The following is a 13,449-nucleotide window of genomic DNA, read 5'->3' as shown; positions in this document are numbered from 1 at the left end:
TCAATGTTTGATGTTCTTATTATTGGTGGAGGCGTTTCTGGAGTTTCTTGCGCTTTGATTTTAGGTTCTGCACACAAAAAAGCCTTTGCACAAGATAAAAAAATCGGAATTATTGCACATCAAAAAGCCTCTTCACTTCAAGATGCCTTATTTAACAATGCTTATGGTATCGCTCCAGGCAAATTAGGCTCTGAATTGCTTTCAGAAAGTTTAGAACAACTACACACTTTATATCCACACATTTCTCAAATTGAAGAAGAAAAAGTAATGGCAATAGCTGATGAATTTCCTAATTTCACAGTGATTACCAATAAAAATTCCTATGCGACAAAAAACATTGTGGTAGCCATTGGTTCATCCAATATGTTTGCTATTGAAGGCTTAATGCACTATGTGGAACCTCACAAAAAAGCAGTTGCCGAAAAACAACGCATCCAACTTAAAAATGACGACCACAAAGTTGCCGACGGGATTTATGTTGCTGGAACTTTGGCGGGCCATCGAAGTCAATTAGCGATTGCGGCCGGAAGCGGCGCGGCTGTCGCCACCGATATTCTAACTTTATGGAATAATGGGATTTCGAGTCAAGCTCATGATTCAATTAGGAAATAAAACTATTTTTTCAAAACCGCTTTGATCATTTTATCTTCTTTCAAAACAATTTGATAGTATTGGTTTTCGCCAAATAATTGTCGTGCAAATTCTGCTGTAATGTAACGGTTTACAATTGATTTGTTATTGCTCAAATTTACATCTATTCCTACTTTAGATAAGTATTTTTCAAACTGGTCTACATAGTAAGAATTGTTTAGCATTTTAACCTGAAATTGCTCAAAATTTAGTCCTTTAAAAGCATTTCTATTCTGATCCAGTTGTTCAAAAACAAAATGGCCTACAACACCTGTTTGCAAAATATATTCTAAACTTTCATCACCATGCGCTACTTCTAAAGGCACGAAAACATCAGGCACAATTCCGCCACCGCCATACACAATTCGACCTCTTTTAGTTTTAAATTTTAACGAATCGGCAATTTTTATTTTATCTTTTTCATACAATTCACCGCTTGCGTATCGACTTTCAGATTCTTTATAATAATCTTCGCTATCGCCTTTCTTATACGGTTTTTGAATGGAACGACCACTTGGTGTGTAGTATCTGGCAATGGTCAATCGCACTGCCGAACCATCGTCAAAATCCATTTCGCGTTGCACCAAACCTTTACCAAAAGAACGTCTTCCATAAATGGTACCTCGATCATTATCCTGAATAGCTCCTGCCAAAATCTCACTAGCTGAAGCCGAATTCTCATCAATTAAAACCGATACACGACCCGTTTCAAAATCGCCGTCTTCGGTAGCAAATGTCTTGTCTATAGCTCCTTTTTTGTTTTTAGTAAAAACAATAAGTTCTTCGTCTTTCAACAATTCGTCTGCAATTTGAACCGCCATTTCCATAAATCCACCGCCATTTTCGCGCAGGTCAATAACCAAAGAGTTCATACCACTTTGCTTTAATTTTACTAAAGCAGTATGGAATTCTCGACCAGTAGTTTCGGCAAAACGGTTGATTTTGATATACCCGGTAGTTTTATTCAGCATAATGCCAACATCGACACTTTTAATGGGAACAACATCGCGTTTTACGGTCACTTTCAATTGCTTTTTTTCCGATTTTCTATACACGGTTAGCGTTACTTCCGAATCTTTTTGCCCTTTTAGTTTGCTGTATAATACGTCATTTTTAAGCTTTTTGCCAAAAAGTTTGAAGTTGTCTGCATACAAAATTCGGTCGCCTTCTTTGATTCCTGCTCTTGCAGCTGGTCCGTTTTCAATGGGTTTTATAACCGCAATGGTATCATTATAAGAGTAAAAATTAATACCAATGCCTACAAAATCGCCTTTCATGCTTTCGGCAACCGCAGTTTGTTCACTAGGTGGAACATACACTGAATGCGGATCGAGATTGGCCAAAATATTGGTAACGGTTAAATCAACAATAGAGTCGGTTTTTACATCATCGACATATTCTTTGTCAATAAAATCTAAAAGTCGGTTGAGTTTAGTTTTGTAGTTGTTTTTGGCAAAGGCACCTTTTCCTAAAGGATAATTAATAAATCCGCCAATAACTATTCCTAATGCTATGCAGGAAAAAAACAAAATGGGTATGTAGATTTTATTGATTTTCATTGTGAAACAAGTGCTTAACTACAGTTAAAACGTGGTTTTTGAAGTATTATTTCTTTTATTTTATTCTAAATCTTCTATTTGTGAAACTTCAATTCCGGCTTTAATCAAAAAGTCTACACCCGAAGTATCGCGATAGCCGTTTTTGTAAACCACACGTTTGATACCCGATTGATGGATTAGTTTGCTGCATTCTTTGCAAGGCGAAAGTGTGATGTATAAAGTGGCATTATCGCACGATTGTGTCGAACGTGCTACTTTTAAAATAGCATTAGCTTCGGCGTGTAAGACATACCATTGCGTCAATCCTTCTTCGTCTTCGCAACAATTTTCAAAACCCGATGGCGTTCCGTTGTAGCCATCGGAAATGATCATTCGATCGCGTACGATGATCGCACCTACTTGTTTGCGCTTGCAATAGGAAAGTTTGCTCCATTCGGCGGCAATTCGGAGATAAGCCTTATCGTATTTATGTTGTTTTTTTTCTTTCATGGTGTGAATTCTATGCAAATGGATTACTTTCTAGCCCTGATTGCAATGGAAATCATTTTTTAATGATTGCAATGAAAAGCAGGAAATACCATTACAAATATAACTACTGATTCGCTTCTAATACAACTTATTTTTTCCAAATTGGATTTTCGATTAATAACGGTACTAAAACCCCTATGACGAAGCTTGACATGATGAGTGTAAAATCGCGCTTATTGAATCGGAATAAGGTTTGTGCAATAAAACCTAAAATTAAAACACCAATAACCACCAGAATTTGAGCGCTTTCAATCCCGAGTGCAAATTCGAAAAGCGGCCCTAATTTTTCGGCTGGTTTTCCAGGTAAAATAGAATTGAAATAATTGGAAAATCCCAATCCGTGTATGATTCCGAAGAAAACAGTAACGCTGGCTACAAAAGTCATGTTGCCACTTTTAGCCGTTTTTCCAGCCATAATGAGATTGAAAAGTGCCGCAATTAGAATAGTTATGGGGATTAAAAATTCGACTATTTCTGCTTTGACAGCAATCACATTAAACACAGAAAGTAATAAGGCTAAGGTATGTCCGAGGGTAAAAAACGAAACTAAAATTAAAATTTTCTTCCATTCTTTGGCCACATAAGGCGCTGTTAAAGCAATTAGAAAAAGTAAATGATCATAGCCATGAAGATCTAACACATGGTTCAACCCTACTTTAAAAAATATCCAGAAATCGTTCATAAAAAAGGGAATTAAGCAATTTTATAATGGTAAACATACAATATATTTTGATTTAGAGATATAAAGATTGTCTTAAATTCGATTAAAAACATTTTCCGTTTTTGAGGAATTTGAATTATCTTTGCCTTATAAAACTAATATAATTATGTCATTTTCAGATTTATTTGATAGCGAATTTAAAACCAGAAATAAAGGACACTTTTCAGCAATTGTTCGTGTTGCTACTGCCGACGGAGATTTAAGTCACGAAGAAAAAGAGTTTTTAGACAAACTTGCCGTTCGATTAGAAATTTCTCCTGCAGAATATGATGAAATTTTAGAAAATCCTTTGAAATACCCTATTAATCCGCCGTATTCTTATGCGCACCGATTGGAGCGTTTGTATGATTTATCAAGAATGGTGTATGCCGATCACGTGCTAGGACCAAAACAAAAAGAAATTTTAACCAAATTTGCTATTGCTTTAGGATTTACGCCAGGCAATGTAAACTATATCGTTGACAAAGCGTTATCTCTTTTAGTGATGAATGTAGATTTAGATACATTCACCTACGAAATGATACACATGAATAGATAATAAACCCTTTCAAAATAAAAAAAGTCCTGATTTCTCAGGACTTTTTTGTTATCTAGAAGCTTCCATAAATTCTTCAGCTTTTTGAACCATATTATAGCTACCGCAAAAGAATGGAACCCGTTGGTGCAATTCGGTGGGTTGAATTTCCATAATTCGAGAATAACCATCGGAGGCTTTTCCTCCAGCTTGTTCTGCAATAAATGCCATAGGATTGCATTCATACAACAGGCGAAGCTTCCCTTTTGGCGCTTTAGAACTGGTTGGATAAATATAAATGCCGCCTTTAATCATGTTTCGGTGAATGTCTGAAACTAAACTTCCAATATATCTTGAAGTGTAAGGTCTGTCGCCTTCTTCCAACTGGCAATATTTTAGGTAATTTTTTACCCCTTGTGGAAAATGAACATAATTCCCTTCATTGATAGAATAAATGCTTCCGTCTTTAGAAAATTGCATGTTGGGATGAGAAAGGTAAAAAGTACCGATAGCCGGATTCAACGTAAACCCATTTACACCGTGACCCGTAGTATACACCAACATGGTGGATGTGCCATAAATAACATAGCCAGCCGCCACTTGATTGATTCCGGGTTGTAAAAAATCTTCTAAAGTAACCGGTGTTCCCACAGGCGTCACTCTTCTAAACACCGAAAATATAGTTCCAACCGAAACATTTACATCAATATTAGATGAGCCGTCCAACGGATCCATCAAAACCACATATTTGTTATTGTGACTTTTATCACTTCCGGCAACGGTAATAAAATCGTCGTTTTCTTCCGAAGCAATTCCGCATACAATTTCGCGGTTGATCAACGTTTGAATGAATACTTCATTAGCATACACATCCAATTTTTGTTGGTCTTCACCTTGAATATTTTGTTCTCCTGCGGCACCAACAATATCAACCAAACCTGCTTTGTTTACCTTATAATTAACCACTTTGGCCGCCAATCGAATAGAGTTAATAATGCGCGATAATTCGCCTGATGAATACTGAAAAGCATTTTGATTTTCAATGATAAATTCTCCTAAAGTAGTGTTGCGTGTTTCCATTACGAAATCGTTGTAGTTATTTGTGCAAATATCGTTTTTTTTATGAATTTTAGAGGGGAAAAGTAAAAATTATTCTACATCAAATTGTCCAAAGTTATTTTACCTTTGTAGTAGAATTTTAAACTTAAAAATCATGAAAAAAAGAGCCATATCCCTACTGACAATACTATTTGTTCTGAGTTTTTCAAAAGGATTAGCCCAAATTAATTTAGGCGAAAGAGCTTTAGGTGCTCTTCAAAATGGCGTAGCGAGTTTTACCTTTAGTGATGAAGACGCTGCTAATTTATCGAGAGAAGCAGTTAGAAAAATGGATTCTGTAAATAAAGTCGCTGGACCAAAAGATGGGTATACGTTGCGATTAAATCGTGTTTTTGGAAAACACAGTTCTGAAAACGGTTTGAAATTAAATTACAAAGTTTATTTGACTAAAGAGGTAAACGCCTTTGCTACTGCCGACGGAAGTGTTCGCGTATTTTCAGGCTTGATGGATATCATGGACGACAATCAATTGTTGGCGGTAATTGGTCACGAAATTGGTCATGTGGCCAACCACGATTCCAGAGATGCGATGAAAGCCGCTTACAGAAAAGCCTTTATTTTGGATGGTTTAGCCTCACAATCGACTACTATTGCCAAAGCGACCGATAGTCAATTGGGACAAATTGGAAATGCGATTTTGGACAGCAAATACAGCCGAAAACAAGAATCAGAAGCCGATGCCTTTTCGTATGAATTCATGAAACGCAACAAATACGATGTAAATGCGGTGGAATCGGCTTTCAATATTTTAGCCAATTTAAGCGAAGGTGGCGAATCCAATTTTTTAACACAAATGATGAGTTCGCATCCCGATCCAAAAGAAAGAGCAGCAACTGCCAAAGCCAAAGCAGAAGCGGATGGATTGTACAAAGCGTATGTTCAAAAAGCAATTAGCAATAAAGCTGTTGTGGTCAAAACTCCAGTTAAAAAAGCACCAAAAAAGAAAAAATAATTTTTTTAACTTTTCCTATAAATCCCAAATGCTATTAGTCGCATTTGGGATTTGTTTTTTACATTTACCGCTAATCCAATTTAGTTGTATTTATGATTATTCGAAAAGGAACTCCAGCCGACATGCCTTCGGTTTTAGATTTGATTAAGGAATTAGCTGTTTTTGAAAAAGAACCCGAAGCGGTTATAGTCACCGTAGATGATTTGGTGCGTGATGGTTTTTCAGACAATCCATTGTTTCATTGTTTTGTGGCTGAGGTCGATAATGATATTATAGGAATTGCACTCTATTATTACCGCTACTCCACTTGGAAAGGCAAAACCATTCACTTAGAAGATTTAATTGTGAGAGAAAACCAACGCGGAACCGGTGCCGGATTTGCGCTGTATAAAGAAATCATCCGTCAAGGAAAACGAGATAATGTGCGACGTATCGAATGGGCAGTTCTCAATTGGAATACACCAGCTATAACTTTTTATGAAAAAACTGGTGCCAAAGTATTAGACGACTGGCGTGTGGCACAAATGGATGAAAACGGAATAGAGGCCTTTTTATCTCAAAATAAATAACCATAGTTACTGCATTAGAATTTGTTATTTTTTTAGATTTGTAAATTATTTAAGATTGTTAGTTTTAAACAAGAATTTGTACGGTTATGAGAATTTTTAAATTTGGTGGTGCATCAGTAAAAGATGCTGATGGTATTAAAAATGTATTCGATTTATTGCACAAAGTAGGTCATGAAGACGTGCTTTTGGTGATTTCAGCAATGGGAAAAACAACCAATGCATTGGAATTGGTAATCAAAAATTATTTCGAAAAATCGAATGAATTTCATGCTTCGCTTCAAGAAGTTAGAAAATACCACAACCAAATTTTACTCGACTTGTTTGACGACGAAGAACACGATGTGTTTTTTGCAGTAAACAGTCATTTTGCCGACTTAGAATACTTTTTAAGAAGCAACAAATCGCCTAACTATAACTTTGTTTACGATCAAGTGATTAGTTTTGGAGAACTAGTTTCGACTACGATTGTGAGTTATTATTTCAACGAAAAAGGTTTGAAAAACAACTGGATTGACGTGCGTAATTTCATCAAAACCGACAATACGTATCGCGATGCTAATGTAGACTGGGATCATACTCAAAAATTAATTTCAAAAGGCATCAAAAAGAAATCGTTGAACATCACCCAGGGATTTTTAGGTTCTGACGAAAACAACTTTACCACCACTTTGGGTCGTGAAGGTTCCGATTATACCGCTGCGATTTTTGCCTATTGCTTGAGTGCCGAAAGCGTGACCATTTGGAAAGACGTTCCGGGTGTTTTAAATGCCGATCCGCGTTATTTTGAAAATGCCATTTTGTTGAATCAAATTTCGTATCGTGAAGCCATTGAGTTGGCTTTTTATGGGGCATCGGTAATTCACCCAAAAACGTTGCAACCCTTACAAAAAAAGGAAATTCCGTTGTATGTAAAATCGTTTATCAATCCGCTTTTACCCGGAACAAGCGTTTCTAAAGGCGAAGATTTAGAACCCAAAACTTCGTGTTTTATTGTAAAGAAAAACCAATTATTAATTTCACTTTCGTCTATCGATTTCTCTTTTATCATGGAAGAGAACATCAGTGAAATTTTTGCCTTGTTCCACCAATTCAAAATGAAAGTGAGTTTGATTCAGAATTCGGCGATTAGTTTTTCCGTTTGTATTGAGGATAAATTTGGAAACTTCAACGACTTGAAAGCCATTTTAGCCAAGAAATTCAAAGTTTCCTACAATGAAAATGTGTCGCTTTACACCATCAGACACTTCACTAAAGAAGCCGCTGAAATGGTTGAAAAAGACAAAGTAGTTATCTTAAGACAACTTTCTAGAGAAACGATGCAGATTGTGACTAAGGAGTAATTTTTCACCAACTTTTTCCAATAATAAATACTACTTTTGACATTTAAGAGTTATCTTATCTATGTTGAAAAATAGTTTTTTATGGGCACTTTTGTTTTGTTTTTCGGGCGTTTTGGCTCAGGAAATCGAAACGCCTTATAAAAATAAAAAACTTCCTTTTTCAAAAGACACTATTGCAATTGACAATGTCAGCATCAACCAATCGTTTTTTAAAATTCTCGACAAACAAGGCAATCCTATTGATACTTCCTTTTATAAAATCGATTTCAAAAAAGCGAAACTCATTTTCAAAAACAACTATGTTTCCAACGATTCCATCACCATTCGGTATTTAAAATTTCCCGAATTTCTAACCAAAACTTATACGATATATGACGATGCGAGTGTGGTTCCCAACGAAGCTGGAAATTTATATGTGGTAAAAAGAGATAACATCAAACCGTTCAAACCCTTTGACGGATTGAATACTTCGGGCAGTATTACTCGTGGCATCACCGTTGGAAACAATCAAAATTCTACGGTAAATTCCAATCTCGATTTGCAAATTACGGGTAAGATTTCCAATAAAGTATCATTACGTGCTTCCATTCAAGACAGCAATATTCCACTTCAAAATGGTGGTTATTCGCAAAAATTAGATGAATTTGATCAAATTTTTATTGAGCTTTTTTCAGACAAATGGAACATTCGCGCAGGCGATTTATTTTTAGAAAACAGGCAATCGCAATTTTTAAATTTTAACAAAAAAGTACAAGGATTATCTACGCATTTCACTTTTGGAACTCCTGAAAACAAAACCGAAATCTTCGCCGCTGGTGCAGTCGTTCGCGGACAATATGCCAAAAGCAATTTTACCGGTCAAGAGGGTAATCAAGGACCATACAAACTTCGTGGCAATAACGGCGAGTTGTATGTGTTGGTAATTTCTGGTTCGGAACGGGTTTATGTGAATGGAATTTTGCTCAAACGTGGCGAAAACAACGATTATGTCATCGATTACAATGCTGGTGAAATCAAGTTCACCTCGCTTTTCCCAATTACTTCCGAAATGCGAATTGTGATTGAATACCAATATTCCGATCGAAGTTATACCCGATTTGTAACCTATGGTGGTGTGAATCATCAAGAAGAAAAATGGAGTTTGGGCGGTTATTTGTATTCTGAAAGTGATGTCAAAAACCAACCGTTGCAACAAAATTTATCGAGCGATCAAGTTGCCATTCTTCAAAATGCTGGTGATGATACTGCCTTGATGAATGCACCTTCTGCGTATGTCGACTCGTATTCTGAAAATAAAATCTTGTATCGAAAAGTAAACATTGGTGGCGTTGATGTTTTTCAATATTCCAATGTTTCTACCGATGTGTTGTACAATGTAAAATTCACTTTAGTCGGTGCCAATCTGGGAAATTACAACCTTACTAATAACTCGGCTGTTGGAAAAATTTACGAATATGTAGCACCAATTGGCGGTATTCCGCAAGGAAATTACGAACCCATTATACGATTGATTCCGCCATCGAAAATCCAAATTGCGACCGTTTTAGGAAAGTTCAATCCGTCTGAAAAAACTTCAGTCGATTTTGAATTGGGCATCAGCAATAACGATTTGAATTTGTATTCCAAAATTGATGATGGTAACAACAAAGGAATTGCGTCTAAATTCAATGCCAAACAACGACTTTTCACAGGAAAATATACGATTGATGCGTTTGCCAATTACCAATTGATTCAGAATAATTTCAAAACCATCGAGCGATTATTTACCATCGAATTCAACCGCGATTGGAATTTAACCAACATTTCAGGAACACAAAGTTTGTTGACTTCGGGTTTAAAGTTTGATTTTAAAGAAAAAGGCACTGCCAAATACCAACTGGAAAAACTCGATTTTTCGAATACTTTTTCGGGAACACGACATATTGTACAAGGAAATTTTAAAACCAAAAATCTTAGCTTACAACAAAACAGCAGTTATCTAAAAAGCTCAGGAAGCATTTCAAATACAACCTTTTTACGAAATCAAACCCGAGGAAAATACCATTTTAAGAAAAATTGGATAGGTTCAAGTTTTCGCCTAGAAGACAATCAAGAAAAACTGGTAGCCACCAATCAATTTACCACATTAAGTCAGCGTTTTAGTGAAGTTGGTGCGTTTATTGGTCGTGGTGACAGCACGCGAGTATATGCCGAAATGGGATATTTGCATCGCAACAACGACAGTTTGCAATCGGGATTTTTGAAACGTGTGAATACGTCTAATTCCTATTATTTGAAATCAAAATTGATTCAAACCCAAAAAACCAATTTATCGCTTTTTGTGAATTACCGCCGTTTGACCTTTACTGATGGGATTAAACCGAGTGAACCGTCGTTGAATTCGCGTCTTTTATATAACGACACTTTTTGGGGTCAAATGATTCAAACGAATACCGCTTATGAAACCGCTTCGGGAACCATTGCGCAACAGGAATTCACCTATTTACAAGTCAATCCTGGTCAAGGAGTTTATATGTGGAACGATTATAATAACGACGGTATTCAGCAGTTGCAAGAATTTGAAGTGGCGCCATTTCCCGATTTGGCGAAGTACGTTCGAGTTTTTCTTCCGAATCAAATTTTTGTGAAAACCCATCAGAATAAATTCTCACAATCGGTGACTTTGAGCCCGTCGAGATGGAATAACGAAGAAGGATTTAAAAAACTTCTTTCTTATTTTTACAATCAAACCGCATTTTCATTGGATCGAAAAATCGAACGCAATTCGGATAATTTCAATCTGAATCCGTTTTCAACCAGCACCGATAACTTATTGGGATTGAACACGAGTTTTAGAAACAGTTTGTTTTACAATCGTGGCAAACAAAAGCATTCGGTGACGTATACTTATTTAGAAAGTCGGGTTAAAAGTTTGCTTTCTATTGGATCACAAGAAAATAACTCAAGTTCTAATCAATTGCAATATGCCCATTTGCTTCAAAAAAGTTGGTTGTTCAATTTTGATACTTCTACTACTAAATCGAGCAGTATTTCGGATAATTATGCTTCGCGAAATTTTGAATTGAACAGTTATGCTGTGGCGCCAAAAGTTTCCTATTTATTCTCAAACAACAAAAGTTTGTCGCTATTTTTTGAATACAAAAACAAACAAAACACGATAAATGACCAAGAGCGATTGAAACAACAACGCATCGGATTATCGTTTAATTATTCGAGTGACCGAAAAATTACCATTAACGGTGAGTTTTCATTGTATAGTAATGACTTTATTGGAAATCAACTTTCTCCGGTTGCTTTTCAAATGTTGGAAGGATTGCAAGCGGGTAAAAACAATACGTGGCGTTTGTTATTGCAGAAAAATCTAACCCAATATTTAGACATTAACATCAATTATCAAGGCAGAAAATCAGATTCGAGTGCCGCGATTCATACCGGAAATGTGCAACTTCGAGCCTTTTTTTAGTGTCATAAAAATTCTACAGCCAACTTCTTGATGCGGAATGGTTATTGTTTCAATAAATTTCGTTAATTTTAATCTTTAATAACCAAAATTAGAAATCACCATGAAAAAACTAATTGTATTGTGTTTTGTGTTTTTATTTTCAAACACATTTTTTGCTCAAGACTTAAAAGAAAAAGCCTCTAAAGCAAAAGCGAAGACAGAGAAAGCGGCAACAGCCAAGAAAGAAAAAGCCGAAAAAGAAGCTAAATCAAAAGAGAAAAAAGCTAAAAAAGAGGTAGATGAAAAAGCCTCTAAACTAAAAAAAGATGGAACGCCTGACAAACGTTTTAAAGAGGCCAAAGAAAAAACAGATAAAGCTAAAAAAGAGACTGCAGAAAAAGTAAAAGAAACTAAAGCTTCAGCCACAGGAAAAGCAAAATCTGCAGAGGGTAAAGCCAAAGCAGAAGCAAACAAGACTGTTGCCAAAGTTAAAAAAACAGCTGCTGAAGAAAAAGAAGACCTAAAAGAAACAGCTGCTTCTAAAGCTGCCGAGAAAAAAGTAGCTGATAAAGTAACTGGAACTTATAAAGGCAAAAAGGTATTTACCGGACCAAAAGGTGGCAAATACTACATTAACAAAAATGGAAACAAAACATACATCGACAGAGATAGTAACTAATTGTCAAAATTCACACGATTTAAACTTAAATCTTTACGAATTTAGCATCAAAAACAGCCAAATTTTAGTGATGTAAATAGAATTCAAAAAATCACCCAAAAACGCAACTTTATTTTTTCAAAAGTTGCGTTTTTTTTATGGCTTTTTGGGTTTATAAAACCCTCCGAAAACTTCACGAAAACAAATTACACAAAAACATAAATCCCTTATTTTTAGCGTTTTTTTCATTTTTTAACGTTTGTAATTTATTGACAAACAATAATTTACAAAAAATACTAAAAGTAGCGTATTTCCTACGCATTGTTAAAAACTAAAGCCGATTGTGAATAAGTTTGACTTTATTCTTTGCTTAAAATTGACAATCTTTGTAACAGTTGAAATAAGTTAAAAAAACCTTAAAAAAACACCATAATTATGTCTTTCATAGAACCAATTCTAAAAGAGAACAAAGATCGCTTCGTAATTTTCCCGATTAAGCATCAAGATATTTGGGAATGGTACAAAAAACAAGAGGCGTGTATTTGGACTGCAGAAGAAATTGATTTGCACACCGATTTAAACGATTGGAATAACAAATTGAGTGCTGATGAAAAATACTTTATCAAGCACATTTTGGCATTTTTTGCCGCTTCTGACGGAATTGTAAATGAAAATCTTGCAGAGAATTTTGTGAGTGAAGTGCAATATCCTGAAGCTAAGTTTTTCTATGGATTTCAATTGATGATGGAAAACATTCACAGTGAAACCTATTCGCTATTGATTGATACCTATGTAAAAGATGAAGCTGAAAAATACGAATTGTTTCACGCTATAGAAACCTTTCCTGCGATTAAAGAAAAAGCAGAATGGGCTTTGAAATGGATTGAGTCGGATTCGTTTGCAGAACGTCTAATTGCTTTTGCAGCCGTTGAAGGCATCTTTTTCTCGGGTTCCTTTTGTTCTATCTACTGGTTGAAAAAACGCGGTTTGATGCCTGGTTTGACTTTTTCTAACGAATTGATTTCTCGTGATGAGGGAATGCACTGTGATTTTGCCGTGCACTTACACCGAAACCATATTGTAAATAAAGTACCCAAAGCCAGAATCACCGAGATTTTAACGAATGCTTTAGACATCGAGAGAAAGTTTATCACCGAATCACTACCTGTGAGTTTGATTGGAATGAATGCCACTTTGATGACCCAATATTTAGAATTTGTTACCGATCGATTGTTGGTTGAATTGGGCTGCGATAGAGTGTACAACTCTTCTAATCCATTTGACTTTATGGACATGATTTCGCTTCAAGGAAAAACCAATTTCTTTGAAAAACGTGTAGCCGAATACCAAAAAGCAGGTGTAATGAATTCGGATGCAGAATCGAGTAAAATTAGTTTCGACGCTGATTTTTAATATC

12 protein-coding genes are annotated in these 13,449 nt (G+C 35.7%); 8 read left to right on the top strand and 4 right to left on the bottom strand.

Annotated features, from left to right (window positions below):
- Positions 1-3: 3 nt before the first annotated feature.
- Positions 4-612, top strand: a complete 609-nt coding sequence (locus tag ACODSI_RS06510; protein WP_488916029.1) for an FAD-dependent oxidoreductase — start codon at positions 4-6, stop codon at positions 610-612.
- 2 nt (positions 613-614) lie between these two features.
- Here the strand turns inward: ACODSI_RS06510 and ACODSI_RS06505 are convergent, their stop codons facing one another.
- From ACODSI_RS06505 to ACODSI_RS06495, 3 genes are all read right to left on the bottom strand, one after another.
- On the bottom strand, positions 615-2,189 hold the full coding sequence (locus tag ACODSI_RS06505; RefSeq protein ID WP_488916028.1) for a S41 family peptidase: 1,575 nt from the start codon (positions 2,187-2,189) through the stop codon (positions 615-617).
- Between the two features lie 60 nt (positions 2,190-2,249).
- Complete coding sequence (locus ACODSI_RS06500; protein WP_488916027.1) at positions 2,250-2,678, bottom strand: deoxycytidylate deaminase; 429 nt, start codon at positions 2,676-2,678, stop codon at positions 2,250-2,252.
- A 127-nt stretch (positions 2,679-2,805) separates the two neighbouring features.
- A complete protein-coding gene (locus ACODSI_RS06495; RefSeq protein ID WP_488916026.1) occupies positions 2,806-3,399 on the bottom strand; it encodes a HupE/UreJ family protein in 594 nt (197 codons plus the stop codon).
- 145 nt (positions 3,400-3,544) lie between these two features.
- Between ACODSI_RS06495 and ACODSI_RS06490 the strand changes: the two genes are divergently transcribed.
- The gene (locus ACODSI_RS06490) at positions 3,545-3,976 is read left to right on the top strand and encodes a tellurite resistance TerB family protein (protein WP_488916025.1); all 432 of its coding nucleotides are present in this window, start codon (positions 3,545-3,547) and stop codon (positions 3,974-3,976) included.
- A 48-nt stretch (positions 3,977-4,024) separates the two neighbouring features.
- On the opposite strand, the gene fbp is transcribed toward ACODSI_RS06490, so the two are convergent.
- Positions 4,025-5,032 carry a class 1 fructose-bisphosphatase gene (gene fbp, locus ACODSI_RS06485; RefSeq protein WP_488916024.1) on the bottom strand — a complete coding sequence of 336 codons (1,008 nt, stop codon included), beginning with the start codon at positions 5,030-5,032 and terminating at the stop codon, positions 4,025-4,027.
- Between the two features lie 133 nt (positions 5,033-5,165).
- Here fbp and ACODSI_RS06480 point away from each other — a divergent pair, with 133 nt between their 5' ends.
- The 6 genes from ACODSI_RS06480 (at position 5,166) to ACODSI_RS06455 (ending at position 13,445) form a co-directional block, all read left to right on the top strand.
- Entirely contained in the window at positions 5,166-6,023 is an 858-nt protein-coding gene (locus tag ACODSI_RS06480; RefSeq protein WP_488916023.1) for a M48 family metalloprotease, read from the top strand.
- 92 nt (positions 6,024-6,115) lie between these two features.
- Entirely contained in the window at positions 6,116-6,592 is a 477-nt protein-coding gene (locus ACODSI_RS06475; protein WP_488916022.1) for a GNAT family N-acetyltransferase, read from the top strand.
- Positions 6,593-6,678: 86 nt separating this feature from the next.
- Positions 6,679-7,932: an aspartate kinase gene (locus tag ACODSI_RS06470; protein WP_488916021.1), complete on the top strand. Its 1,254-nt coding sequence runs from the start codon at positions 6,679-6,681 to the stop codon at positions 7,930-7,932.
- A 61-nt stretch (positions 7,933-7,993) separates the two neighbouring features.
- Complete coding sequence (locus ACODSI_RS06465) at positions 7,994-11,395, top strand: DUF8818 domain-containing protein (RefSeq protein ID WP_488916020.1); 3,402 nt, start codon at positions 7,994-7,996, stop codon at positions 11,393-11,395.
- Positions 11,396-11,495: 100 nt separating this feature from the next.
- Positions 11,496-12,053 (top strand): hypothetical protein, encoded by a 558-nt coding sequence (locus ACODSI_RS06460; RefSeq protein ID WP_488916019.1) that lies wholly within the window; start codon positions 11,496-11,498, stop codon positions 12,051-12,053.
- 414 nt (positions 12,054-12,467) lie between these two features.
- Positions 12,468-13,445, top strand: a complete 978-nt coding sequence (locus ACODSI_RS06455; protein WP_488916018.1) for a ribonucleotide-diphosphate reductase subunit beta — start codon at positions 12,468-12,470, stop codon at positions 13,443-13,445.
- Positions 13,446-13,449 lie beyond the last annotated feature (4 nt).

Source organism: Flavobacterium sp. FG139 (assembly GCF_057809695.1).
This window is presented reverse-complemented; position numbering and strand designations above follow the sequence as displayed.

Excerpts from the sequence above, each read along its gene's own strand:
- ACODSI_RS06510 (WP_488916029.1), top strand. The coding sequence starts at position 4 with ATGTTTGATGTTCTTATTATTGGTGGAGGCGTTTCTGGAGTTTCTTGC.
- ACODSI_RS06505 (WP_488916028.1), bottom strand. The coding sequence starts at position 2,189 with ATGAAAATCAATAAAATCTACATACCCATTTTGTTTTTTTCCTGCATA.
- ACODSI_RS06500 (WP_488916027.1), bottom strand. The coding sequence starts at position 2,678 with ATGAAAGAAAAAAAACAACATAAATACGATAAGGCTTATCTCCGAATT.
- ACODSI_RS06495 (WP_488916026.1), bottom strand. The coding sequence starts at position 3,399 with ATGAACGATTTCTGGATATTTTTTAAAGTAGGGTTGAACCATGTGTTA.
- ACODSI_RS06490 (WP_488916025.1), top strand. The coding sequence starts at position 3,545 with ATGTCATTTTCAGATTTATTTGATAGCGAATTTAAAACCAGAAATAAA.
- fbp (WP_488916024.1), bottom strand. The coding sequence starts at position 5,032 with ATGGAAACACGCAACACTACTTTAGGAGAATTTATCATTGAAAATCAA.
- ACODSI_RS06480 (WP_488916023.1), top strand. The coding sequence starts at position 5,166 with ATGAAAAAAAGAGCCATATCCCTACTGACAATACTATTTGTTCTGAGT.
- ACODSI_RS06475 (WP_488916022.1), top strand. The coding sequence starts at position 6,116 with ATGATTATTCGAAAAGGAACTCCAGCCGACATGCCTTCGGTTTTAGAT.
- ACODSI_RS06470 (WP_488916021.1), top strand. The coding sequence starts at position 6,679 with ATGAGAATTTTTAAATTTGGTGGTGCATCAGTAAAAGATGCTGATGGT.
- ACODSI_RS06465 (WP_488916020.1), top strand. The coding sequence starts at position 7,994 with ATGTTGAAAAATAGTTTTTTATGGGCACTTTTGTTTTGTTTTTCGGGC.
- ACODSI_RS06460 (WP_488916019.1), top strand. The coding sequence starts at position 11,496 with ATGAAAAAACTAATTGTATTGTGTTTTGTGTTTTTATTTTCAAACACA.
- ACODSI_RS06455 (WP_488916018.1), top strand. The coding sequence starts at position 12,468 with ATGTCTTTCATAGAACCAATTCTAAAAGAGAACAAAGATCGCTTCGTA.